A 22949-nucleotide genomic window follows, 5' to 3' on the forward strand; every position below is an offset into this window, starting at 1 on the left:
AGTGAAGCCGCTGCCAAGCAGGTGGCGACCGCCGTGCGCTTTGCAGTGGAAGCGCAACCGGCCTGGGCGAAGCGTCCCGTGGGCGAGCGCGCGGCCATCCTGAACCGCGCTGCCGATCTCTACGAGGCGAACGCCGTCGAATTCTTTGCGCTCGCCACAAGGGAGGCCGGCAAATCGCTGGCCGACGGCGTCGCCGAGGTGCGCGAGGCTGTCGACTTCCTGCGCTACTACGCCACTGAGGCGGCCGATGCGGAGGCGGGCACGCAAGCGCGCGGCGCCATCGTCTGCATTTCGCCGTGGAATTTCCCGCTCGCCATCTTCACCGGCCAGATCGCGGCAGCGCTTGTCACCGGCAATTCGGTCATCGCCAAGCCGGCCGAGCAGACGCCGCTGATCGCCTTCCGCGCTATCGAACTGCTGCGCGAGGCCGGTGTGCCGGAAGACGTCATCCAGTTGCTGCCTGGCGACGGCCCATCGGTCGGCGGGCCACTCACCGCCGATCCGCGCATTGCCGGCGTTTGCTTCACCGGCTCGACCGAGGTCGCCAAGCTGATCGAGAAACAACTGGCCGAGACGGCCGCGCCCGACGCCATGCTGATCGCCGAGACCGGCGGCCTTAACGCCATGATCGTCGATTCCACGGCGCTGCCCGAACAGGCAGTGCGCGACATCCTGGCCTCGGCCTTCCAGAGTGCCGGCCAGCGCTGCTCGGCGCTGCGCGTGCTCTACGTGCAGAAGGACGTCGAGAAGAAGATGCTGGAGATGCTGAAGGGCGCCATGGAAGCACTCAGCATCGGCGATCCCTGGCGGATTTCAACCGATGTCGGCCCGGTCATCGACGACGAAGCGCAAAGCTCGATCCGCGAGTACTGCACGAAAATGGGCCTGCAGGGTCGGCTGATCGCCAAGCTCGATGCACCCAAGGAGGGCCGCTTCGTCGCGCCGCATGTCTTCCGGGTCAAGGGCATCGAGGACATGGAGCGCGAGGTGTTCGGGCCGGTGCTGCATGTCGCGACCTTCGACGCCGACGAGATCGATGCGGTCATCGCCGCCATCAACCGCAAGGGCTATGGCCTGACCTTCGGCCTGCACACTCGCATCGAGGGGCGCGTACAGCATTTCGTCGACGGCATCCATGCCGGCAACATCTACGTCAACCGCAACCAGATCGGCGCCGTGGTCGGTTCGCAGCCGTTTGGCGGGGAGGGGCTGTCCGGCACCGGACCCAAGGCCGGCGGTCCGCACTATCTCAGGCGCTTCCGCAAGGGGCCGGAGGCCGGAACCCATGTGCAGGATGGCCATAAGGTCACGGCGACCGAACTTGCCGACAATCTGCCCGATCCCGCACTTGGCGGCTGGTCGACGCGCCCGGACCGGATCGCCATTCTGAGGAAACATCTGCGCGGCAAGGGTGCCGCGGCCATTGGTGCCGCCGCTGGCATCGACTTCGGCCAGGTCGATCTGCCCGGACCGACCGGCGAGGCCAATACGCTGTCGCTGTCGCCACGCGGGCGGGTGCTGTGCCTAGGCCCCGATGGCGACACGCTGTTGGCGCAGACGATCCAGGCGCTCGCCGCCGGCAACGCGGTGCTGGCGGTTGCGCCCGGCGCGCCGGCAGCCCTTTCCGCATTGACTGGCAAGGGCCTCCCCCTGGCCGCCATAGACGGTCGTCCCGATCCGGTCGAAGCGCGCTCGCTGCGCGTCGATGTCGTGGCTTTTTCCGGCACGCCCGAGGCCGCGCGCATCGTGCGCAAGGTCATTGCCGACCGCTCCGGCCCGATCGTGCCGCTGGTCAGCGAGGTGCTGAACCCGGCGGCCTATGCACATGAACGCGCCGTCTGCGTCGACACCACCGCCGCGGGCGGCAATGCGAGCCTGCTGGCCGGGGCTTGACCCGGCCAGTCGTTACGCACCTTCGACGACGGAAAAACCCTCAAACTGGGGGTGGCCGAGATAATGGACCTTTGTCGTGCCGACATTTCGGTGGGCGGCCCGAAAATTCTCCGATTTGGTCCAGGCGATAAAATCATCATGGCTCGCCCACACCGTGTGCGACGCAAACAGCGTGTAGCCTTCGGTCTCGTTGACGGGGCCACGCAGCAGATGGAATTCCCTAAAACCCTTCATCTCCGCGAGGCTGGAGTCGCGGTTCTTCCATACGGCTTCGAAATCGTTCTCCGAGCCGGTCTGCACCTTGAAGCGGTTCATGGCGATGTACATGGTGGTTCCTTTCAGAATTGATGGACGACGATTGACCGTTGGTTTGGAAACGGCGAACCGGGGCTCAAAACGGACCGATTGCGCCGGTGAAGACGAGACTGTCGCCGACCTTTGGCGGGATGGGTGGAAAGGGTGCTGCCTTGCGCACGATGCCGAGCACGACCTGATCGAAATCTGGCGATCCGGAGCTTTGCAGGATGCGCAGTTCATCGATGCCGCCACGGCTGCCAATGACGAATGTCACAACGGCGTTGTTGCGTGCGGTCAATTGCACCGAAGGTGGAACGCCGCGATTGACGCGGCTGAGCTTTCTGATGACGTCGCTGCGGTAGCTGTCTTCCACGGCGCTGCCTGCCTCTTTCTGCTTCTTGCCCTTGCTGGCGGCCTGCGCCAGCCGGTCCTGACCATCCGCCGTGCCGCGCTTCTCATCCGTCGCCTTTGAAGGGGCAGCAGCCGTAGTTGGCCTGGCGCTGGGAATCGGCGGCTGCTCCGGAACGGCCACGGTCGCATCGGCGCTCTCGGACTGAACGGTCGACCGTGCCGGCGTTTCGGTCTTGGGAGCCACGCTCTGGTCATCGGGGCGTGGGGCGCCGGCGACCAATATGTCTGGCGTAACTGGCGACTGTTTGACAGGTTCCGGCAAAGGCTTGAGCGGCGGCTTTGCCGCTTCCTCGGCTGGTTGAGAAGGCTCCGTTGGCGGCGGCTTGGGCGGCGTTGCCGGCTGTGGTTTGGCCGGTTGCGGGTTCGGTACCAGCGCAACATTTATGGCCGCCGGATCTTTATCCAGCGTGCTGCCGACCACGTTGCTGCCCGACTGATCACTGCCTTCCGGCTGCTCGGCATCCTTGGAATCGAATGTCCCCGAAGGCGAGATCAGAAAGGCCGCCGCCACAGCGGCATGGAGCAGACACGAGACGATGATCGCTGCCGTCCATTTGCTGTTCCAGGCCGATGGCCGCGGCAGCGCAAGCGGCTCGGTTGGCGTTATCGCCAGCTCGGCGCCAGCTTCGGGGAGGGGACTGATATCCTGCATGTCTCGCGTCGAGACCTGCAGCGACCCGAGCAGAATTGTCAAATCAAGATCGCTTGGTCCAGAGGACAGCGCGCGGAAGCCGGCCACAGGCCATGCCACTGTGTTTCGCGTGAATGCGGGATGCAGTCCCACCTCAGACGCCGAAAGCGATACCGGTCTTGGTGTCCGTCTTCAGCTTGCGCATGCAGGCATTCGGTTCGACGCCGGTGCCGGTGCATTCGGTCGCGCTGTTGATCAGCACTCGGCTGACTTTAGCGCATTCGGTGCCGGCCAGATCGAAACGCGTCACCTTGGTCTTGCCCGCCGGCAATTCCTTGAAGTCGAGCACTGTCAGCCGGTCGACCACGCCGGCTTCATTGAACAGTGCGATCTCGAACGCCGCCTTGGAGAGGTCGGCGCCGAGATTGTTGTTGACCACGAAGGTCAGGCGGCAACCCTTGTCGGAGGGTTGCGCAGCGTTGAGTTCGAGGCTGAGCGCGGGGACCGGCGCGGACTGTTGTGCCCACGCCGGAACCATCGCAAGCGACATCGCCAGCGTCGAGGTCAGCAGACGAAGGGATGTCGTCAAGCTCGTCATTGTCATCAGCCTCCAAACCGCATCGTTGCCGCCAGCTTCAGCGTTATGCCCGGCTCGTAGACCACGACTGTCGTGCTGCCGTTGAGCGGGTTGGCGTATTTGACATCGAACAGATTGTCGGCGCGGAAATCAACCTTCAGATTGTCCGTCGCCTGATAGCTGGCGAAGGCATTGACCAGCGTATAGTTCTTGGCCACCGCATTGCCCTTCGGCTTGCCATTGTACTGCACTTCGCCACCGACGGTCAGCTTGTCCTCGAGGAAGCGCAAGCCGAGCTGCGCCGTGACCTGGGAGGAGGGGATGGTGGCGAGATCTGCCCGGTCGCCTTCATATGAGATCGTGTGACCGTTGATGATGGAGGCCGAAAGTCCGGCATAGCCCCATGCCGCGTCGTAAACGCCTTCCATCTCGAAGCCGTTGATCTTGGCCTTGGCGAAATTCTGATACTGGAAGCAGATCGGTATGCCGGGGCCGAACGGGCAGCCACTGGTCGGGTCGAACGGCGACAGCGTCACGCCATCGATATAGTCGTCGACATCGTTGTTGAAATACGCCGCCTTGAGACGAAACGCGTCGCCAGCCTCGAGGATATCGTTCTGCTTGTAGTTGACGCCGAATTCGGTCGTCTTGCCGGTCTCAGGCCGCAGATTGGGATTGGGCAGGAACGGGAAACTGACGCCCGCCGGGTGATTGCCGCTGATCAAGGTCTCGGTGATCGATGGCGAGCGATAGCCCTCGGCGTAGGTGCCGTAAAACTGAAGGCCTGCAAGGCCTGCCGATTCGAACGGTGAGACACCGACAGTGATCCGGGGCGATACCCTGTCGCCAGATATATCGTGAGTGTCATCCTTCAAGCTGTAGCTGTCGTAGCGAAGACCGGCGATGACTTCGAGCCAATCCCAGGTGAGCTTGTCCTGGATGTAAGCGCCTGACACGTTCCGCTTACCGGAGGGCGTGTAGAAACTGTCGCCGCCGGCCGTGCCGCCAGTCTTGACATTATCGCCGGCCCAGTCGCCGCCATAGGTCAGTTCGTGCGCGATACCCGCGGTCTCGAATCTGGATGTGTTCCAGATATCGATGCCGGTCGTGCCGATATCGAACGTCGATGTCGAGCCAGCCGGCAACACCACGGGAAGGCCGGTGCTCGGATCAAACCGTTTGAGAGGAACGAGGCTGGTCAGGTCGAGGTTGGTCTTGTTGTAGGAGGTGTTGATGTGGAGATCGAGCCAGCTCTTGTCCTCATCCGTGATGTTGTAGCGGGCCGTGAAGGTGTTCGACTTCAGGTCGACGTCATTGACGGGCACGCCGCCGCTGATCTCGTTCCAGCCGTCGCTTGAGCCGACCCAGCCGAGCTTCAGTTCGCTGTTGTCGGTCGGCCGGATGGTGGTCTTGAGCAGGCCGCTGAGCACGTCGAAACCGGTGCCCTTGACGGTGTCGCCGCCGCCATCCTTGTAATCGTCGTAGTCGCGGTAGACTATGTTGCCGAGCGCATCCCAGTTCTCGTTGAGGCGGTAGGCGCCGGATGCGCTGGTGGTCCAGCCCTTGCCGTTGCTCTCATAGCGTCCCGTGACGGAACCGGCCCACGTCTCGTCCGGCTTGAGAAAGTCCGTGGCGTCCTTGGTGTCGAAGAAGACGACGCCGCCGATGGCGCCCGAGCCGTAGGTGTTGGCGACTGGACCACGGATCACATCGACGGATTTGACGAGTTCCGGGTCGATATAGAAGGTCGACTGCGTGCCGTGGTCGGAGCGCTGGAAATTCTGCCGTGCGCCGTCGACGATAACGGCGACGCGGCCGAAATCCTGCAAGCCGCGGATGTTGATGCTGGTGCTGACGCGCCTGGCGTCGGCCTGCGCCGCTACACCGGGCACGCCGAGCAGCATCTCGTTCGGCGTCGTCGCCATGCGGCGGTCGAGCTGTTCCTGGCCGACATGGCTGGCCGACGCCAGCGATTCGATCGCCGTCTCGCCGGTGCGGCTGATGACGAGGATCTTGTCGAGCAGCGTCGCTCCCGCCGGTGCCGCCTTTTCCTCGTCAGCCTTCTTCGTCTGATCCGCCGGCTGCGCCGCCTGCTGGGCGTTGGCCAGTTGCGCCGACAAGGCGATCGCCGCCACGCTTGCCAGCAAAGCCGCCGCGCCGTTCATTGCCGACCGGCCGCGCCATTTCCAAGTCACCAACCCCATGCCCCAACTCCAAAGTCCAGGTTTCATGCTGGCTGGCCCGGGGCTGGCTGGCATTTTTGATCTTATCCGGCGTCTTAAATCTTGACTCATTTAATCCGGTATTGCACTGACTAGTAAACATGATTATTCAAGTCAAGATATGAATCGGATTACGCAACGCCTAGCCAGACGCCCGGCACAGGAAAGGGATCGATCCAGATGAACACCCACAATCCCAACGATTTTCGCTATCGCGTCCGCCGTTCCGACGATGCCTCTACCCGTTTCGACCGGGTTCCGCTGGCGGTGCGAACCCTGTCCAGCAACACCCTGTTCCAGGGCGAACACGAGATCGGCATCGAGCATCATGGTGCGCTCTACCGGCTGAAGATCACCCGGCAGGGCAAGCTCATTCTCAACAAGTAAGGCAAGGCAGTAGGGACGAGACATGGACCAGCGCGTAAAACCCGCCCCGCATGAAATCCGGCGGGCACGGACAGACAATCCAAAGGCGCGCGAGCGTGATCTGGCTGCCCAACTCGGCATTTCGGAGGCCGAGCTGGTCGCCGCGCATTGCGGCGACGGCGTCGTCCGCATCGAGCCGCGCGTCAACGATCTGCTGACCGGCCTCGAGGCCGTCGGCGAGGTCATGGCGCTGACCCGCAATGAAAGCGCGGTGCACGAAAAGATCGGCGTCTATGACAAGGTCGTCACCGGCAACCACAATGCCATGGTGCTTGGCGAAAACATCGACCTGCGCATCTTCCCGAAGGTGTGGGTGCATGGCTTTGCCATGGAAAAGCGCGATGGCGACGAGATCCGCCGCAGCCTGCAGTTCTTCGACGCGGCAGGCGAGGCCGTGCACAAGGTGCATCTGCGGCCGGCCTCCAGCCTCTATGCGTATCAAAAATTGGTCGCCGCGCTCGAATCGTCCAATCAGGAGCCGACGGTCGACATTTCAGGGCCACTCCCCGATGACGAGATCCATGGCGACGAAACGACCGCCAATCTCGACGACCTGCGTGACCGCTGGAGCCGGCTGACCGACGTGCACCAGTTCTTCGGCATGCTGAAGACGTTGAAGCTCAGCCGCCGGCAGGCGGTGCGCATGGTCGGCCAGGACTATGCCTGGCTGCTCGACAATGACGCTGTCCGTGCCATGTTCCGTCACGCCGCGGAAGGCGAGATACCGATCATGTGCTTTGTCGGAAACCGCGGCTGCATCCAGATCCATTCCGGATCGATCAAATCCATCAAGCCGATGGGACCATGGATCAACGTGCTGGACGAAACCTTCCATCTGCACCTGCGAACCGACCACATCCACGAGGTCTGGGCCGTGCGCAAGCCGACCAAGGACGGTCATGTCACCTCGATCGAGGTCTATGACGCCGGGGGCAAGATGATCATCCAGTTCTTCGGCAAGCGTCATGAGGGCGAGAGCGAGCGTGACGATTGGCGGTTCCTGGCAGAGAACCTGCCGCGCATCCCAAGCCCGACTGCAGCCTGAGGAGAACGACAATGGGTTGCATTTCCAAGATCATCGCCGGGCCGGCGATCGGTCTGTCCCTTGCTTTCGTCGCACTGCAACCTGTCAATGCCACGGAAGGCACGGCCGTGTTTGCCGATCCCTCGAGGATTGCGGCCATTGGCGGCTCGATCACCGAGATCGTCTACGCGCTCGGCGAGGAGAAGCATCTGGTGGCGCGCGATTCCACCAGCCGGTATCCCAAGGCGGCGCTTGAGCTGCCTGATGTCGGCTACATGCGCGCTCTGTCGCCGGAAGGCGTCCTGTCGGTCAATCCCACCGGCATCCTGGCGCTGCATGGCAGCGGTCCCAAGGAAGCCGTCGATGTCTTGAAGAAGACGAGCGTCCCATTCATCGAAGTGCCTGAGCACTATAGCCACGAAGGCATCCTCGAGAAGGTCCGCATCGTCGGCAAGGCGCTTGGCGTCGATACCAAGGCCGAGGTGCTGGCCAAGGAGCTTGATGCCAAGCTCACGGCAGCCGAACAGCAGACGGCGTCGATCAAGGAGCGCAAACGCATCCTGTTCGTGCTGTCGATACAGGGCGGCAAGATCCTGGCGGCCGGCAGCGAGACCGCCGCCGACGGCATGGTCAGGCTGGCTGGCGGCGTCAACGCGGTCGAGGGCTTTTCCGGCTACAAGCAAATGTCCGACGAGGCTGTTGTCACCGCCAGGCCGGACGTGATCCTGATGATGAGCAATGCCGGACCGCCGGTATCGGACGACGAATTGTTCGGCAATCCGTCGATCGCCTCAACGCCGGCCGGAATAGCGCGCAAGCTGATCCGCATCGATGGCGGGTACCTGCTCGGCTTTGGGCCGCGTACGGCCGACGCCATCCACGACCTCGCTGTCTCGCTTTATGGCGGGCAGGTCACGGACTGAGCAGGCAGATCATGGTCGATCAATCGATCGCCGGTCCGGTGATGGCAAGCGCATCCGAAGGCGACCGGTCGGGCCGCGCCCGCATCGTCATCCTTCTGCTGTGCCTGGGGCTCGTGGCCGCCGTTTTTCTGTCGCTGACATCGGGGGCGTCGGACGCATCGGCCGTCAACGTCATCGGCGACTGGCTGTTCGGCGCCGTGCCCGGCGACGCCGCGCTGAGCGCCCGCGACAGCCTGATCGTCTACGACATCCGCCTGCCGCGTATTATCCTCGGCATGCTGGTTGGCGCGGCGCTCGCGGTCTCCGGCGCGGTCATGCAGGGGCTGTTCCGCAATCCGCTAGCCGACCCCGGCCTGATCGGCGTTTCGGCCGGCTCCAGCCTGGGCGCGGTTGCCGTCATCGTGCTCGGCGCCACAGTGTTGGCTCCGGTGACAGCCTTGCTCGGCACGCTTGCACTTCCGTTGGCGGCCTTCTCCGGCGGGCTCGCCACGACGCTGGTGCTCTATCAGGTTGCGACTCGGCGAGGGCAGACCTCGGTCGCCACCATGCTGCTCGCCGGCATCGCGCTGGCAGCACTCGCCATGGCGCTGACCGGCATCCTCATCTTCATGGCCGACGATCGCCAGTTGCGCGACCTGACCTTCTGGCAGCTCGGATCGCTCGGCGGCGCGACCTGGGCGAAGATTGCTTCCGTCGGGCCGATCATCGTGCTGGCGCTGGCGGCGATGCCATTCCTGGCACGCGGCCTCAACGCGCTGGCGCTGGGCGAGGCGACCGCCGGCCATCTCGGCATTCCGGTGCAGCGGCTGAAATACACGGCCATCGTCGGCGTCTCGGCGGCGGTCGGCGCATCCGTCGCCGTCAGCGGCGGCATTGGCTTTGTCGGCATCGTGGTGCCGCATCTGCTGCGCCTGCTGATTGGTCCGGACAATCGCTATCTGCTGCCGGCGTCGGCGCTGCTCGGCGCCTCGCTGCTGCTTCTGGCCGATGCGGTGGCGCGCACCATCGTGGCGCCGGCCGAATTGCCGATCGGCATCGTTACCGCGATCGCGGGCGCGCCGTTCTTCCTTTGGATCCTGCTGCGCAAGCGCGGCGTAGTCGACCTGTGAGTCGTTTATTTGCGAGAGTTGGGATGATCGAGGCAAGGGACGTTTCGGTTGATATCGCCGGCAGGCCTATCGTCGCCGGTGTCGATTTCCACGCGCGCCCCGGCGAGATCGCTGCCATCGTCGGCCCCAATGGTTCGGGCAAAACGACCTTCCTCAAGGCGCTTTCCGGCGAACTCGCCTATACCGGGCGCATCGCCCTCAACGGCCGGGATCTCTGCGCGATGAAGCCGGTTGAGACCGCCGTCCATCGGGCAGTGTTGCCGCAGGCGACGACGCTGTCGTTCCCGTTCACGGTGCGAGAAGTGGTCAAGCTTGGCCTTGTCGGCGGCCGCTCGGGCGTCTTGCCGGGGGAGGATGCGCGGCTGCCGGAACGGGCGCTGGCGCGCGTCGATCTCGACGGCTTTGCCGGACGCTTCTACCAGGAGCTTTCGGGCGGCGAACAACAGCGCGTCCAGCTTGCGCGCGTGCTGTGCCAGGTCTGGGCGCCGGTGCTCGACGGCAAGCCGCGATACCTCTTCCTCGACGAGCCGGTTTCCAGCCTCGACATCAAGCACCAGCTGATCATCATGAACATTGCCCGCGACTTTGCCAGAAGGGGTGGCGGCGTGGTCGCCATCCTGCACGACCTCAATCTCACGGCCATGTATGCCGACCGGATCTTCGTCATGCACCGCGGCCGGCTGGCCGCCGCCGGGTCGCCTCAGGACGTGCTGAGCGATGACCTGATCGAGAAAGTGTTCGACTGCCGGCTCAGGGTCGGCGTGCTGCCGGCCGGGAACATGCCGTTCGTGCTGCCGCAATCGGCGGTCAGCTGATATTCAGGTGAGGCCGGTCTGCAAATGGCGGCTTCTTGCGCTTCCGGCATCAATTGTGGAAGTCGGCACCCCTCATTGCCCTGCCGGCATTTCTCCCCTTAGAACGGGCGAAAGACGCTCAGGCAGCCGGGGCGCGGCGCTCCATCAGCATATCGATGCCGAGCAGGTTGCGCACATTCGGCCGCGCTGCCACCAGATCGGCGATCGTGTAGCGCTCCAGCACCGCGAAGAACGCGTTTAGCGCCTCGCGCAATGCCGAATTCAGAGCACAGCTGTCGACCAGCGGGCATTCGGCAGCATCGTTCTCGAAGCATTCGGCCATGGCGAAGCTTTCTTCCGTAACGCGCACGACATCGAACAGGCTGATGGCTTCGGCCGCCCGGCCAAGTTTGACGCCGCCATTCCTCCCACGCACGGTCTGGACAAGGCCGTGCTCGACCAGCGGCTGCAGGATCTTGAACAGGAACAGTTCCGACACCGAATAAGCGGCCGCGATCTCGGGGATGCGGCTCAATCGGTCATCATTGGCCGCGCAATACATCAAGATGCGCATGGCATAGTTGGTCTGGCGCGTAAGCCGCATTTTGTCCTCACAAGGCACTGGCGCGATGCAACCACGCCAGATCTGGAAATTTTGCTGATGCGGCTTTGACCCGAATTCCGGATTCGCCACATTAGCCTGGGCGGAATATGGCCCATACCTTGGAACAATTCCAGACTAGCTTCGACCAATAGATGAATTTTCTCCTCAACTTTGTGCGCGCGCCCGAGCAAGATTCGGCGCGAAACCGGCTGTCGCGGGTATTTTGGCCGTCAAACCACTAAATAGCCTGAGATCGACGAGGAGCGGCTCACCCATGTCACAATCGGCTTCGTCCCTTGCGCCTGTCCGTTTCGATACCGACGCGGATGCCAAGCTTTCCGCGTTGCGGCGGACAAAATTCGTTGCAGCGGCCGCATTGGCGCTTTGCGTGCTGGTATTTGCGCTCGCCAAATCATTCGAGCACATCTATCCGTGGCTCGGCTTCGTCGCTGCCTTTGCCGAGGCGGCGACCATCGGCGGGCTGGCCGACTGGTACGCGGTGGTGGCGCTGTTCAGGCGGCCGCTGGGGCTGCCGATCCCACACACCGCCATCATCCCCGAGAACCAGAACCGCATCGCCGACAATCTCGGCCGCTTCATCGAGGTCAACTTCCTGGCGCCCGAGCCGGTGCGCGAAAAGCTTGCCGAGGTCGATTTCTCGGCGCTGGTCGCCGACTGGCTGGCCGATACCGAGCGCGCCGCCGACCTGTCGCGCTTCGTCGTGCGGCTGGTGCCGCAGACGCTGGCCGCCGTCGAGCAATCCGGCCTGCGCGGCTTCGTCACCAGCCGCATGCTCGAGCAGATCGAGAGAGTGCCGTTGGCGCCGCTGGCAGCCGAGCTATTGTCCGCGCTAACCGATGATCGCCGTCATCAGAAACTGTTCGATGAATTCACCAAGGTGATCGGCCGGTTTCTCAACGACGAACAGGCGCTGGCGACGATGCGCGAGAAAATCCGCGAGGAATTGCCGTCGCTGTTCAACCTGTTCAAAGCCGACGCCTATCTGCTGAAGAAGATCGTCGCCTCGGCCGGTTCGCTGCTCGACGAGGTGAGGGCCGATCCCGATCACCCGATGCGTGCCGAATTCGACCATTTCGCTCGAGGCTTCATCGAAAAGCTGAGGACATCGAAGCAATATGCCAAACGCGCCGAGAAGTTGAAGCGCGATTTCCTGGCTCGGCCGGAGGTCAAGGGATTGGCCGGCGACATGTGGGCAAGCCTCAGCCAGTTCATCGAGCAGGACGCCAAGGCGCCGAATTCGGTTATCCGCGCGCATCTTGCCAACATGTTCGTCGAGGTCGGCCGCCATCTTGCCAGCGATGCGCAGATCAGGGCCGACATGAACCAAGGGTTCGTGGTGGCGCTGGCGTCGTTCGTGGAGAGCCAGAAGAGCGGCGTGTCGACCTTCATCGCCGACCAGGTCAAGCGCTGGGACCTGGCGCAGCTGACGCGGCTGATCGAGATGAACATCGGCAGGGACCTGCAATATATCCGCTTCAACGGCATGATCATCGGCGGGCTCGCCGGTGTCGTGCTCTATGTCGCCGAACTGCTATTCCTCGTGAATTGATGCGCGGTGGCGCAGTGCTGATTCCATCGCGTTCGAAATGGACTCACGGCACGCGAATGCTATTCTCTTGCCGAGGGCGCCCGCATTTGCGGCAAAGGGGAGCAAACGAGCATGGCAAAACAACCGGAATCCGATTCCTTCATGGACATGTTCGGCAGGTTCGGCCGCGACCTGAAGGTGCCCAATGTCGATGTCGAGGCGATCCTCGCGCATCATCGCAAGAACCTCGAAGCGCTGGAGAAATCGGCACGAGCCGGCGCTGCCGGCGCGACCTCGCTGTTGTCCAGGCAGCGCGAGATGCTGCAGGACACACTGCGCGAAGTCACCGATATGGCGCAAAACTACAAGGCGCCGGGCAATCCGCAGGAACTGATGGCCAAACAGACGGAGTTTGCCAGAAAATCCTTCGAGGCCGCGTTGAAGAACGCCGGCGAAGTGGCTGAACTGGTCAAGAAATCCGGCACCGAATCGGTCGACATCCTGCGCACGCGCATCAAGGAGGCGATGGAGGAAATCCGCGCCGGCTACGAGAAGAAGTAGCAGATATGGCCGAGGCCGGCTCATTGCTGCCGGCAGCCCTGAAAGCCAAGAAATCCCGATCTGACCTGCCGTTGTGCTGGGAGGCATGGCGCGATTGCCGCCGGATTCGGAGGAACGGATTCGCGCAGGGCGAATTGACAGAGGCCGTCAGTTCGTGGTCCGGAGGCTCTGCAAGCGATCGGGAAAGCAGGAATGACTGAAATACGGCCTAAAACGCCGCCGACCTTCGACCAGTTGAGGACGATGGCCGGGCAGGAGCTTGGTGTGTCGGAATGGACGACGGTCGACCAGAATCGCATCGACCAGTTCGCCGAATGCACCGGCGATCATCAATGGATTCATGTCGATCCTGAAAGGGCGCGGCGGCAAAGCCCGTTCCGCACGACGATCGCGCATGGCTACCTGACGCTGTCGATCATCGGCGCGTTGGCGCTCGGCATGGGCATCGTGCCCGAGAATACGCAGGCCGCCTTCAATTATGGCTTCGACAAGGTGCGGTTCCTGGCGCCGGTCAAGGTCGGCGCGCGCATCAGGCTGCGCACCAGGCTGCTGTCCGTGGAGGACAGAGGGCCAGGCCAGTATCTGATGAAGGCAGCCAACACCGTCGAGATCGAAGGCGAGGAAAAGCCTGCTCTGACGGCTGAAACGCTGGTCATGCTCTATGAGCGCCGCAAGCGGGCAGGGGCCTGAGAGCGATCCGCTAGGAGCCGTCGGTTTGCGCAAAGTCAGAGGTTTCTGACCAGTCTCTGCCGCCTGAACTCGGCGCGGGCCGAGAGCAGTGCGAGGAACAACGCGACCAGCGCCAGCACCGTTGCCGTCTGAAATGTGACCTGCATTCCCTGGGCGGCGGCCTCGGAACTCACAAGACCACTGCCTTCGTGTCCTCTAGCCGATGCGACGGCGAATATGGTGCCCATCAACGATGCGCCGGTGATGAGACCGAGATTGCGCGAAAGGTTGAGCAGGCCGGAAACGACGCCACGTTGGCTGGCTCCAACACCGGTCATGACAGCTGCATTGTTGGATGTCTGGAACAGCGCGTAACCGATGCAGGTGACGGTGATCGGAACGACATAGCCTGCAATGCCGAGTTTGGTCATGGCGAGCGACAGCAGGAACGTGCCCGTTGCAAGGCTGTGCAGTCCGGCGACCATCATCCTGTGAGCGCCGAAGCGGTCGGTCAGGCGTCCGGCCACCAGCGCCGACAGGGTCGAAACGAGCGGACCGGTCGACAGCACGAGGCCGACCATTGCGGCATCCAGCCCGAGCCCGCGCGACAGGTAGAACGGGGCCACCACCAGGGTCGCCATCATTACCGTGGCGACAACGAGGCTCATGGCGAGACTGGCGCTTAGCTGGAGGTCGCGGAAGCTGGCAAAATGGATCAAGGGGTTTTTCACTCTCGCCTGCGCGGCGGCGAAGAGAACAACACCAATGCCGGCAGCTATCAGCAGGCCGATGTTGAGCGCTTCGAAATTGCCTCTGCCAAGCGTCATGGCCAGCGCATAGGCGGCCAATGTCAGGGCCAGCAGGACGGTGCCCGTCACATCGAACGCGCCTCGGTCGACCTGCGCGGTTTTATTGCGCGCCGGCAAGGCACGCCAGGCGAGAGCGAAGGTGAGCATACCTAGCGGGACATTGACGAGGAAGATCGCCCTCCAGCTGAAGCCGGCGATCAAGAGGCCGCCGAGCGAAGGGCCAAGCGTCGTGCCGATCGCGGACATGGCGCCGAGCAGGCCCATGGCACTACCGGTTCGCTCCTTGCTCACCGTTTCCGCGACAAAAGCCAGCGTCAGCGCCATCATCAACGCCGCGCCAAGCCCTTGCACGGCGCGCGCGGCGATCAGTAGCCCGAGTGTCGGCGCCAGGCCGCAGAGCACCGATGCCGATGTGAACAGCGCGATGCCGCCAAGCAGCAACGGCCGGCGCCCGAACATGTCGGCCAGCCGTCCGGCGCTGACGATCAGCGTGGTGATGGCGAGGAGATAGGCCAGAACAACCCATTGCACGGACTGGAACGATGCGCCGAAATTCTGCATCAGCGATGGCAGCCCGACGCTGGCAATGCTGGTTCCCAGCGACGACAGCAGCGTGGCGAGCGACAGGCTTGCCAGCGCCCAGCGGGCGGATTGCATCTGTGGCAGCGCCGATGCGCGCCCGTCCCGATTTTGCCCAGCGATTGCCACGGCGATCTCCTTTCCATCAGCTCCAGTGCCGGAGCCAGCGGAGATTTAGTCTCTTGATCGATATGGCGGAAGGCGCAGCATTTGCATCTTATTCGTGCGTCAAACGCCATATCATATGCTATGATCCGCCAATGGCATCGCCCGATCTCAATTTGCTGTTTGCTCTCGACGTCCTGCTGTCCGAAGGCAGCGTGGCGCGCGCCGCCAGCCGCCTGCGGCTCAGCCCTTCGGCGATGAGCCGCACCTTGGCGCGGCTGCGCGAGGCGACGGGCGACCCGCTGCTGGTTCGCGCCGGTCGCGGCCTTGTGGCGACGCCGCGTGCGGAAGAACTGCGACAGCAGGTTGGCCGTGTTGTTCAGGATGCGGAGGCGCTGCTGCGTCCTGCCAGACTGCTTGATCTCCGGAGCCTGGACAGGGTCTTCACGTTGCGCACCAATGAGAGTTTCATCGAAGAATTCGCGCCTCGTCTCGTCGCTCGTATCCAGGCCGATGCGCCCGGCGTGCGGCTGCGATTTGCACCGAAGTCCGACAAGGACGTCATGTCGCTGCGCGACGCGGCGATCGATCTGGACATAGGCGTCGCTGGCGAGACCGGACCGGAGGTGCGCATTCAGGCATTGCTTCGCGACCGCTTCATCGGCGCCGTGCGAATGGGCCATCCCCTGAGTGAGGGCGCGGTGACGCCCGAGCGGTATGCTGCAGGCCGGCACATCAGCGTTTCACGGCGTGGCCGCGAGAAAGGGCCGATCGACGAGGCTTTGAACTTGTTTGGGCTGCAGCGGACAGTCGTGTGCATGGTTTCCGGTTTCTCGGCGGCACTTGCCATGGCGCGCACGTCAGACCTGATCGCCAGCGTGCCCGAGCGGCATACCGAAGGCGCACGTACAGGCATGTACAGTTTTCCCCTGCCGGTTGCCACCGCTGGGGTCACCATCTCCATGCTGTGGCACCCGCGCCTCGACGCCGATCCGGCGCAACGCTGGCTACGCAACTGCGTGCGAGAGGTCTGTGCGGCGTCGCGCTGACCGACAACCGTGCACGTCAACGCGCCATCGCCGCCTCGAGTACTTTGAAAATCCGCTCGTCCGCGCATTGGGCAACGTTGAAGCGCAGGAAACGGCTGGCCGTTCGGGACAGGCTGAATGCGTTTCCGGGCGCCAGCACGATGTTGTCAGCCAAGGCGCGGCGGGCCACTTCAGCCGCATCCACCTCATCCGGCAACCTGCACCACAAGAACAGGCCGGCCGGCTGGTCGATCCAGGGCGTGATGCCGATCGCCTTCAGGCGGGCGCTGGTCTCGCCCATGGCGCGCGCAAGCCTCGCGCGCAGCAAATCCATGTGCTTGCGATAGCTGCCATCTTTCAGCAGCGTCAGTACCAGTTCGGCCGCCAGCCTGCCGCCGCCGAACGTCGTGGCGATCTTGAGGTCGGTCAGGCCCTCGATCCAGTCGCGGGGTGCCGCGATGAAGCCGCAGCGAACCGACGCTGAAAGTGTCTTGGAGAAGCTGCCGATGTGGACGACGCGGTTCAGGCCATCGAACGCCGCCAGCCTTGGGGCAGGCGCATGTTCGAAATCGGCGAAGATATCGTCCTCGACGATGGTCAGGTCCGATTGGTCGGCGAGCTTGAGCAGCCGGTGCGCGGTGACCGGCGACAGCACCGCGCCGGTCGGGTTGTGGATGGCGGAGTTGGTGATGTAGAGGCGCGGGTGGTGCTCGGCCAGCGCCTGCGCGAACATGTCGATATCCGGCCCCGACGGCGTGTAGGGGACGCTGACGACCTTGGCCCTGTGGGCGCGCAGCAGAGCGTGGAAATTGAAATAGCAGGGGTCGTCGACCAGCACCGTATCGCCGGGTTCGATCAGGAACCGGCACAGGAGGTCGATGGCCTGCGTGCCCGATTCCGTCAGCATGATCTGCTCGGGCGAGGCTTCGATTCCATACCCGGCCATGCGCCGTGCCAGCAATTGCCGCAGCGGCGGCAGCCCGAGCGGCGTGCCGTAGTCGGCCAGCGCGATGTCGTCGGCACGCGCCACCGTTCGCAGCGCCCGGCGCAGTGCTGTCTGAGGCATCCAAGAGGCCGGCAGCCAGCCGCAGCCGGGCTTCAGCATGTCGTCGCCGGCTTCCAGGGATTGGCGCGAGATCCAGAGCGGGTCGACGGCACGGTCAAGCCGGGGACCGATCTCGGCCAGCGACAGCGGCGCCAGCGAGCCGGCGGCATAGAAGCCCGAGCCCGGCCGGGAGCGGATCGCGCCTTCTGCGGCGAGCCGCTCATAGGCTTCGACCACGGTGGATTTGGACACCTGCATGGATTTGGCGAAGGCGCGGATCGACGGCAATCGTGCTCCCGGCGTCAGGCTGCGCGCCGCGATCCGCTGGCGGATCATCGCCATGACGCCTTCGACCAGCGTTCCGCTGCTTTCCCTTGTGGTCTGTCTGTCCATCCGTACTGCTCAATTACCCATGACAGTTTTGTATAACTGTACCGCATTGTCTCTGGCAATGCCACGGGCTCCGCTCGATACAGAGCCGACAAACGGAGCATATGATGGACAAGATCGCGAGCGGCTGGGTGAATGGATTCATCGGTGTGTTGATCTTTAGCGGCTCGCTGCCGGCGACGCGCGTGGCGGTGAGGGATTTCGATCCGACATTCCTGACGTCGGCCCGGGCGGCGATTGCCGGACTGCTCGGCCTGGCGCTGCTGCTCCTGTTCCGGCAGAAACGTCCGCAGCGCGGCGATCTGCTGTCGCTGGTGATCGTAGCACTTGGCGTCGTTGTCGGCTTTCCCTTGTTGACCGCTCTGGCGCTGAAGCACGTCACCACGGCCCATTCCATCATCTTCGTCGGCCTGCTGCCGCTGGCGACAGCAATCTTCGGCGTGCTGCGCGGCGGCGATCGCCCGCGTCCGGCCTTCTGGCTGTTTTCGTGCGTGGGCAGCGCGCTGGTCGCGGGTTTTGCCCTGACGCAGGGCGTGACGGCTTCGCCGGTCGGCGACGGCCTGATGCTCGCCGCTATCGTCGCCTGCGGCCTGGGCTATGCCGAGGGGGCGGCGCTGTCGCGCAGGCTCGGCGGCTGGCAGGTGATCTGCTGGGCGCTGGTGCTGTCGCTGCCGATCATGCTGGTGCTGACTTTTGCGACGCTGCCGCCGTCCTTTGCCGGCGTTGGCTCGAGTGCGTGGATCGGGCTGGCCTATGTCTCGCTGTTCAGCATGCTGATCGGATTCGTCTTCTGGTATCGCGGCCTCGCCCAAGGCGGCATCGCCGCGGTCGGTCAGTTACAGCTGCTGCAGCCATTTTTCGGGCTGGCACTGGCAGCGACGCTGCTGCACGAGCAGGTCAGCCCGCTGATGGTTGTCGTCACGCTTGGCGTGGTGCTTTGCGTCGTAGGCGCCAAGCGATTCGCGAAGCAGGAATTGCCACGACGCGCGATCGCCTGATGACGGTGCCGTCCTCGCCTAGAACTTCGTCACAACCCCTATGCCGATCCCCTCGAAGCCGCCCATCGCCATCAAGGCCGCCGGTGCTTCGTCGAGGCTGATCTTCTTGCCGACCAGAAGTTCCGGCTTGAGCTTGCCGTTGCGGATCATGTCCATCATCGCCTGGTAGCGGTAGGCCTGCATGCCGTGGCTGCCGAGGATTTCGAGTTCGAAGGCGATCACCTTGTCCATCGGCACCTGCGGCCGGGCATGCTCGCCCAGCATCAGGCCGACCTGCACATGGCGGCCGCGTCGGCGCAGATTGGAGATCGAGTTGAAGGAGGTGGTGGGGTGGCCGAGCGCGTCCATCGACATATGCGCACCTCCATTGGTGATCTGCTTGACCGCCTTGACCACATTCGGCGTCGTGGACGCATTGATGGTGGCGACGGCGCCGATCTTTTTGGCGAAATCCAGTTTCTCGTCGGTGAGGTCGATGGCGATGACATTGGCGCCCATGGCACTGGCAATCATGATCGCCGACAGGCCGACGCCGCCGCAGCCATGCACCGCCACCCATTCGCCGGGCTTCACCCGGCCCTGGTCGACAATGGCGCGAAACGAGGTGACGAAGCGGCAGCCAAGGCTGGCGGCGGTGGCGAAATCCATCTCGTCGGGCAAGCGCACGAGATTGGTGTCAGCGTGCTCGATGGCGACATATTCGGCAAACGAGCCCCAGCCAGTGAAGCCAGGCTGTGTTTGGTGTTCGCAGACCTGGTGATTGCCCGAATTGCACTCGAAGCAGCGGCCGCAGCCGACGGCGAACGGCACGGTGACGCGTTCGCCGGCTTTCCAGCGGGTGACCTGCTTGCCGGCCGCGACCACGATGCCGGCCAGTTCGTGGCCCGGCACATGCGGCAGCGTAATGCCGTCGTCATGACCCATCCAGCCATGCCAGTCGCTGCGGCACAGGCCGGTTGCCTTGACCTTGATGACGACGCCGTCGGCGGCCGGCTTCGGATCGGGAACGGTCTGGATCGTCGGCGCTTCGCCGAATTTCTCGAAGACGACGGCTTTCATCGGTCACTCCACCCTGCTGCGTTGCAGGAAAAACGATAGCCGATTCCCTGTCCGGTCAAGCGGAAATCGATTCCGCCAGATATGGCGGGGCGCTGACGCTGCGTCTGGGCAGATGAAACCTATTCGGCATCGATCTGGTTCTGGGGTGCGGCTTTCTGGAAGGCCGGCAGCGCCATGCAGGCGGCGTTGATGCGCGCGATCGTTGGGTAGGGCGTCAGATCGACGCCGAAGCGGGCGTTGCTGGTGACTTGCGCGGCCAGGCAGATGTCAGCCAGGCCCGGCGCGTCGCCATGGCAGAATTCTCCGGTCTCGGGCGAGGAAGCCAGGATTTTCTCAAGTGGCTGAAAGCCTTCGTTCACCCAGTGGCGGAACCAGTTGGTGATGTCCTCGTCGCCGGCGCCGAACAGGGTGCGCAGCGAGGTCAGCACACGCAGATTGTTCACCGGGTGGATGTCGCAGGCGATCATCTGCGCCAGCATTCTCACGCGTGCCCGGCCGGCCGGATCCCCTGGCAACAGCGGTGGTTCCGGGCTGGTCTCGTCGAGGAATTCCATGATCGCCAGCGATTGCGTCAGCAGCGTGCCGTCGCCGAGGACCAGCGCCGGCACCAGTCCTTGCGGATTGACCGCGAGGTACGCGGGTTCGAGATGCTCGCCATGGCGCAAATGATGCGGGATGTAGTCGTAGCTCAACCCCTTCATCTCCAGCGCGATCCGCACCCGGTAGGAGGTGGAGGAGCGATAGTAGTTGTGCAGGACGAGTTCGCTCATACGCTCACTTCGGCTGGCCGATGGTTATTTCGATCGTGCCGATGCCGTCGACACCGCCCGTCATCGTGTCGCCGGCACCAACCGCGCCGACACCGGCCGGCGTGCCGGTGAAGATCAGGTCGCCGGGCGCCAGTTCCACCGCCTCACCGCAGATCGACACGATATCTGCGATCGGCCAGATCAGTTCGGCGAGGTCGGCGTCCTGCCTGACCTGGCCGTTGACGGCGAGCCAGATGCGGCCCTTTTGCGGATGTCCGGATTTCGCCGCAGGGACCAGCGGGCCGCAAGGCGCGGAGCGGTCGAAGGCCTTCGACCAGTCCCAGGGACGGGCGGCCTTCTTGGCTTCGTCCTGCAGATCGCGGCGGGTGAGATCGATGCCGACGCCATAGCCCCAGATATGATCCAGCGCCTGTTCCCGGGCAATGCGGAAGCCCGGCCTGCCGATCGCTGCAACCAGTTCGATTTCGTGGTGCAGATTGGCCGTCAGCGGTGGGTAGGGAATCGTCGCGCCGGAATCGACCACCGCATCGGCCGGCTTGGTGAAGAAGAAGGGCGGATCGCGTTCGTCATTGCCGAGTTCGCGGGCATGCGCGGCGTAGTTGCGGCCGACGCAGAAGATGCGGCGCACCGCAAAACGCTCGGACGAGCCCGCAACGGCCACCGATGCGGTTGCGGGCGAGGGGAGGACGAAGTCTGTCATATGGGTCTCTGCCTGGTTGCCGGAACATTCGACCGATTTGGGCGTTCGGGCAAGGCGATTGGTCGAGAAAGTGCCGGCGGCACTTTCCGCCGGAGATCGCGATATACTATTTGGCAATAATCTGGCCATGGTGATGGGGTTATTCTAATCGCCCACGAACTGAAATGAACCCTATGACCGCAACCCACGATCGCGCCCGGTTCCTGATCATCGACGACCACCCGCTGTTTCGCGAGGCGCTGCACAGCGCGGTGCAGATGGCCTATCCGGAAGTCGATACGGTGGAGGCGCGCTCGATCACCGAGGCGCTCGATCTGCTGGCCGACGCCAAGCCGTTCGACCTTGCGCTGCTCGACCTCAACATGCCCGACGTGCACGGGTTCGACGGCCTGCTGCAGCTTCGGACCCGCTATCCGCGCCTGCCGGTGGTGATCGTTTCAGGCTACGAGGAGCCGAAGATCATTTCCGAGGCACTGTCCTATGGTGCTGCCGGCTTCATTCCGAAATCGGCGCGCAAGAGCGACCTGGCGGCCGCCATACGCTCGGTGATGGAAGGCGCGATCTATGTGCCGGAAACCTATGAAGGCCGCACGCCGGACGCCGAAAGCGTCGACCGCGCCGACATGGTGCAGCGCCTGTCGACGCTGACGCCGCAACAGCTGCGCGTGCTGCAGATGCTGCGCCAGGGCCTGCTCAACAAACAGATCGCCTACGAGCTGCAGGTGGGAGAGACGACCGTGAAGGCGCATGTCTCCGAAATCCTGCGCAAGCTCAATGTGTACAGCCGCACGCAAGCGGTGATCGAGGTGTCGAAGCTGGACAATGCGGAGCTGTTTCGGGATCAGGCTGGGTTTTGAGCTTTTACCCTCCCCCTTTGTGGGGAGGGTCGATCCGCGAAGCGGAGCGGGGTGGGGGAGCTTGGCGCCGCACCCCACCCCGGCGCTCCGTGCCGACCCTCCCCATCGAGGGTAGGGTAACCCATCAGGTGCCGCGCTCGATGATGGCCGGACGAACATAGCAAAAGGTGCACTGTCACCGTAATTCGTAATTCGGCGTTCACCGTCATGGCTCATGACAACGAAAGTCTCATCAGCGGGTGGGCTGCATCGCGGTGCGCGATGGCTTGGAAACCTGCGCTCTCGAAGGTCGACACGTACCCGCTGCCCGTAGCGCTCGGCGACTTGCTGCCATCGAGTGGCATCGCCTCGATCGCCTTCGCGCCATGTCGTCTTGCGTGAGCGATGCTCGCCTCGATCAGTGTTCGGGTTATCAATTACGGTGACAGTGCACTATTTTCTTTTCGCGGCCTGCCTCGCTTTCCCGGCTTCACGGCTTTTCCAAGTTGCCCGGCTATCCGGCTCAGAAATGCCTCGCCGCCCACCGGCCGGCCGATGCTCTCGGCCTTGCGCAGGGCGTCGACGGCCGCGACATCCGTCTCGATCGAATCGAGCAGACCGGCCGACGAGGGCAGCCGGTCTTTCATCGACCCCAGATCCGTGACGCCATCGGCTTCATCAGTCAGATGCGCCCGAGCGCTTGACCAGGGCCAATCCACCGCCTGGCTCACCAGCCCCGCGCGTACCGGGTTCAGCCCGACATAGCGCACTGCCGACAACAGGTGATCTTCGTCCATGGCGACGGCGCCGAAGCGACCCTGCCAGAAATGCCCGGTTTTCTTTTGCCGCGCGTGGATGGTGCCGGCATAGGCACGGTGCACCTTGGCGAGCGCGCGCCGCAGGCCATCCGGGTCGGCTGGCGTCAGGATCAGGTGCACAT

General features: G+C 63.7%; 23 protein-coding genes. 12 read left to right on the forward strand and 11 right to left on the reverse strand.

Annotation, left to right across the window (positions count from 1 at the left end; genetic code table 11):
• Nucleotides 1–1893: L-glutamate gamma-semialdehyde dehydrogenase (locus tag NKJ06_RS13670; protein ID WP_352809982.1), on the forward strand; the 1893-nt coding region annotated here is incomplete at its 5' end.
• Nucleotides 1894–1905: 12 nt separating this feature from the next.
• Here the strand turns inward: NKJ06_RS13670 and hmuQ are convergent.
• The 4 genes from hmuQ to NKJ06_RS13690 form a co-directional block, all read right to left on the reverse strand.
• On the reverse strand, nt 1906–2220 hold the full coding sequence (gene hmuQ / locus NKJ06_RS13675) for a heme-degrading protein HmuQ (protein WP_027039045.1): 315 nt from the start codon (nt 2218–2220) through the stop codon (nt 1906–1908).
• A gap of 64 nt (nt 2221–2284) precedes the next feature.
• Nucleotides 2285–3295, reverse strand: coding sequence for an energy transducer TonB family protein (locus NKJ06_RS13680; protein WP_352627951.1), 1011 nt, complete (start codon nt 3293–3295; stop codon nt 2285–2287).
• Between the two features lie 91 nt (nt 3296–3386).
• Nucleotides 3387–3830 (reverse strand): hypothetical protein, encoded by a 444-nt coding sequence (locus NKJ06_RS13685; protein ID WP_352627952.1) that lies wholly within the window; start codon nt 3828–3830, stop codon nt 3387–3389.
• A gap of 5 nt (nt 3831–3835) precedes the next feature.
• Nucleotides 3836–6013, reverse strand: coding sequence for a TonB-dependent hemoglobin/transferrin/lactoferrin family receptor (locus NKJ06_RS13690; protein ID WP_352627953.1), 2178 nt, complete (start codon nt 6011–6013; stop codon nt 3836–3838).
• 198 nt (nt 6014–6211) lie between these two features.
• On the opposite strand from NKJ06_RS13690, the gene hemP reads away from it, so the two are divergent.
• The 5 genes from hemP to NKJ06_RS13715 are packed head-to-tail and all read left to right on the forward strand — an operon-like array spanning nt 6212 to nt 10328.
• Complete coding sequence (gene hemP, locus NKJ06_RS13695; protein WP_258594231.1) at nt 6212–6418, forward strand: hemin uptake protein HemP; 207 nt, start codon at nt 6212–6214, stop codon at nt 6416–6418.
• A 22-nt stretch (nt 6419–6440) separates the two neighbouring features.
• On the forward strand, nt 6441–7502 hold the full coding sequence (locus tag NKJ06_RS13700; RefSeq protein ID WP_352627954.1) for a hemin-degrading factor: 1062 nt from the start codon (nt 6441–6443) through the stop codon (nt 7500–7502).
• Nucleotides 7503–7513: 11 nt separating this feature from the next.
• Nucleotides 7514–8404 (forward strand): heme/hemin ABC transporter substrate-binding protein, encoded by an 891-nt coding sequence (locus NKJ06_RS13705; RefSeq protein WP_352627955.1) that lies wholly within the window; start codon nt 7514–7516, stop codon nt 8402–8404.
• A gap of 11 nt (nt 8405–8415) precedes the next feature.
• Nucleotides 8416–9513 (forward strand): FecCD family ABC transporter permease, encoded by a 1098-nt coding sequence (locus NKJ06_RS13710; protein ID WP_352627956.1) that lies wholly within the window; start codon nt 8416–8418, stop codon nt 9511–9513.
• Nucleotides 9514–9536: 23 nt separating this feature from the next.
• The gene (locus NKJ06_RS13715; protein WP_352627957.1) at nt 9537–10328 is read left to right on the forward strand and encodes a heme ABC transporter ATP-binding protein; all 792 of its coding nucleotides are present in this window, start codon (nt 9537–9539) and stop codon (nt 10326–10328) included.
• 118 nt (nt 10329–10446) lie between these two features.
• Here the strand turns inward: NKJ06_RS13715 and rirA are convergent, their stop codons facing one another.
• Nucleotides 10447–10911 (reverse strand): iron-responsive transcriptional regulator RirA, encoded by a 465-nt coding sequence (gene rirA / locus NKJ06_RS13720; protein ID WP_352627958.1) that lies wholly within the window; start codon nt 10909–10911, stop codon nt 10447–10449.
• A 274-nt stretch (nt 10912–11185) separates the two neighbouring features.
• Here rirA and NKJ06_RS13725 point away from each other — a divergent pair, with 274 nt between their 5' ends.
• The 3 genes from NKJ06_RS13725 (at nt 11186) to NKJ06_RS13735 (ending at nt 13711) form a co-directional block, all read left to right on the forward strand.
• Nucleotides 11186–12481, forward strand: coding sequence for a DUF445 domain-containing protein (locus NKJ06_RS13725; protein WP_352627959.1), 1296 nt, complete (start codon nt 11186–11188; stop codon nt 12479–12481).
• Nucleotides 12482–12592: 111 nt separating this feature from the next.
• A complete protein-coding gene (locus tag NKJ06_RS13730; protein WP_352627960.1) occupies nt 12593–13021 on the forward strand; it encodes a phasin family protein in 429 nt (142 codons plus the stop codon).
• 192 nt (nt 13022–13213) lie between these two features.
• On the forward strand, nt 13214–13711 hold the full coding sequence (locus NKJ06_RS13735) for a MaoC family dehydratase (protein ID WP_352627961.1): 498 nt from the start codon (nt 13214–13216) through the stop codon (nt 13709–13711).
• Nucleotides 13712–13746: 35 nt separating this feature from the next.
• Here NKJ06_RS13735 and NKJ06_RS13740 read toward each other — a convergent pair whose 3' ends face one another.
• Entirely contained in the window at nt 13747–15207 is a 1461-nt protein-coding gene (locus NKJ06_RS13740; protein WP_352627962.1) for an MFS transporter, read from the reverse strand.
• A 131-nt stretch (nt 15208–15338) separates the two neighbouring features.
• Between NKJ06_RS13740 and NKJ06_RS13745 the strand changes: the two genes are divergently transcribed.
• The gene (locus NKJ06_RS13745) at nt 15339–16232 is read left to right on the forward strand and encodes a LysR family transcriptional regulator (protein WP_352627963.1); all 894 of its coding nucleotides are present in this window, start codon (nt 15339–15341) and stop codon (nt 16230–16232) included.
• 16 nt (nt 16233–16248) lie between these two features.
• On the opposite strand, the gene NKJ06_RS13750 is transcribed toward NKJ06_RS13745, so the two are convergent.
• A complete protein-coding gene (locus NKJ06_RS13750) occupies nt 16249–17649 on the reverse strand; it encodes an aminotransferase-like domain-containing protein (RefSeq protein WP_352627964.1) in 1401 nt (466 codons plus the stop codon).
• A gap of 104 nt (nt 17650–17753) precedes the next feature.
• Between NKJ06_RS13750 and NKJ06_RS13755 the strand changes: the two genes are divergently transcribed.
• Entirely contained in the window at nt 17754–18644 is an 891-nt protein-coding gene (locus tag NKJ06_RS13755) for a DMT family transporter (protein ID WP_352627965.1), read from the forward strand.
• 18 nt (nt 18645–18662) lie between these two features.
• On the opposite strand, the gene NKJ06_RS13760 is transcribed toward NKJ06_RS13755, so the two are convergent.
• From NKJ06_RS13760 to NKJ06_RS13770, 3 genes are all read right to left on the reverse strand, one after another.
• The gene (locus NKJ06_RS13760) at nt 18663–19703 is read right to left on the reverse strand and encodes a zinc-dependent alcohol dehydrogenase family protein (protein WP_352627966.1); all 1041 of its coding nucleotides are present in this window, start codon (nt 19701–19703) and stop codon (nt 18663–18665) included.
• A gap of 119 nt (nt 19704–19822) precedes the next feature.
• Nucleotides 19823–20473 (reverse strand): maleylacetoacetate isomerase, encoded by a 651-nt coding sequence (gene maiA, locus NKJ06_RS13765; RefSeq protein WP_352627967.1) that lies wholly within the window; start codon nt 20471–20473, stop codon nt 19823–19825.
• Nucleotides 20474–20477: 4 nt separating this feature from the next.
• Nucleotides 20478–21173 carry a fumarylacetoacetate hydrolase family protein gene (locus tag NKJ06_RS13770; RefSeq protein WP_352627968.1) on the reverse strand — a complete coding sequence of 232 codons (696 nt, stop codon included), beginning with the start codon at nt 21171–21173 and terminating at the stop codon, nt 20478–20480.
• 173 nt (nt 21174–21346) lie between these two features.
• Here NKJ06_RS13770 and NKJ06_RS13775 point away from each other — a divergent pair, with 173 nt between their 5' ends.
• Nucleotides 21347–22030: a response regulator gene (locus tag NKJ06_RS13775; protein ID WP_352627969.1), complete on the forward strand. Its 684-nt coding sequence runs from the start codon at nt 21347–21349 to the stop codon at nt 22028–22030.
• Between the two features lie 416 nt (nt 22031–22446).
• Here the strand turns inward: NKJ06_RS13775 and NKJ06_RS13780 are convergent, their stop codons facing one another.
• The gene (locus NKJ06_RS13780; protein WP_352627970.1) at nt 22447–22947 is read right to left on the reverse strand and encodes a transposase; all 501 of its coding nucleotides are present in this window, start codon (nt 22945–22947) and stop codon (nt 22447–22449) included.
• Nucleotides 22948–22949: the final 2 nt, after the last annotated feature.

This window comes from Mesorhizobium sp. M0293, assembly GCF_040321735.1.
Taxonomy (GTDB): domain Bacteria; phylum Pseudomonadota; class Alphaproteobacteria; order Rhizobiales; family Rhizobiaceae; genus Mesorhizobium.

What these genes read in the sequence shown, in the direction of transcription:
- NKJ06_RS13730 (WP_352627960.1), top strand. Translation starts at nt 12,593, where the DNA reads ATGGCAAAACAACCGGAATCCGATTCCTTCATGGACATGTTCGGCAGG.
- NKJ06_RS13735 (WP_352627961.1), top strand. Translation starts at nt 13,214, where the DNA reads ATGACTGAAATACGGCCTAAAACGCCGCCGACCTTCGACCAGTTGAGG.
- NKJ06_RS13725 (WP_352627959.1), top strand. Translation starts at nt 11,186, where the DNA reads ATGTCACAATCGGCTTCGTCCCTTGCGCCTGTCCGTTTCGATACCGAC.
- NKJ06_RS13745 (WP_352627963.1), top strand. Translation starts at nt 15,339, where the DNA reads ATGGCATCGCCCGATCTCAATTTGCTGTTTGCTCTCGACGTCCTGCTG.
- NKJ06_RS13770 (WP_352627968.1), bottom strand. Translation starts at nt 21,173, where the DNA reads ATGACAGACTTCGTCCTCCCCTCGCCCGCAACCGCATCGGTGGCCGTT.
- NKJ06_RS13775 (WP_352627969.1), top strand. Translation starts at nt 21,347, where the DNA reads ATGACCGCAACCCACGATCGCGCCCGGTTCCTGATCATCGACGACCAC.
- NKJ06_RS13685 (WP_352627952.1), bottom strand. Translation starts at nt 3,830, where the DNA reads ATGACGAGCTTGACGACATCCCTTCGTCTGCTGACCTCGACGCTGGCG.
- NKJ06_RS13710 (WP_352627956.1), top strand. Translation starts at nt 8,416, where the DNA reads ATGGTCGATCAATCGATCGCCGGTCCGGTGATGGCAAGCGCATCCGAA.
- NKJ06_RS13750 (WP_352627964.1), bottom strand. Translation starts at nt 17,649, where the DNA reads ATGGACAGACAGACCACAAGGGAAAGCAGCGGAACGCTGGTCGAAGGC.
- NKJ06_RS13705 (WP_352627955.1), top strand. Translation starts at nt 7,514, where the DNA reads ATGGGTTGCATTTCCAAGATCATCGCCGGGCCGGCGATCGGTCTGTCC.
- NKJ06_RS13690 (WP_352627953.1), bottom strand. Translation starts at nt 6,013, where the DNA reads ATGGGGTTGGTGACTTGGAAATGGCGCGGCCGGTCGGCAATGAACGGC.
- NKJ06_RS13700 (WP_352627954.1), top strand. Translation starts at nt 6,441, where the DNA reads ATGGACCAGCGCGTAAAACCCGCCCCGCATGAAATCCGGCGGGCACGG.
- maiA (WP_352627967.1), bottom strand. Translation starts at nt 20,473, where the DNA reads ATGAGCGAACTCGTCCTGCACAACTACTATCGCTCCTCCACCTCCTAC.
- NKJ06_RS13715 (WP_352627957.1), top strand. Translation starts at nt 9,537, where the DNA reads ATGATCGAGGCAAGGGACGTTTCGGTTGATATCGCCGGCAGGCCTATC.
- rirA (WP_352627958.1), bottom strand. Translation starts at nt 10,911, where the DNA reads ATGCGGCTTACGCGCCAGACCAACTATGCCATGCGCATCTTGATGTAT.
- hemP (WP_258594231.1), top strand. Translation starts at nt 6,212, where the DNA reads ATGAACACCCACAATCCCAACGATTTTCGCTATCGCGTCCGCCGTTCC.
- NKJ06_RS13755 (WP_352627965.1), top strand. Translation starts at nt 17,754, where the DNA reads ATGGACAAGATCGCGAGCGGCTGGGTGAATGGATTCATCGGTGTGTTG.
- NKJ06_RS13760 (WP_352627966.1), bottom strand. Translation starts at nt 19,703, where the DNA reads ATGAAAGCCGTCGTCTTCGAGAAATTCGGCGAAGCGCCGACGATCCAG.
- hmuQ (WP_027039045.1), bottom strand. Translation starts at nt 2,220, where the DNA reads ATGTACATCGCCATGAACCGCTTCAAGGTGCAGACCGGCTCGGAGAAC.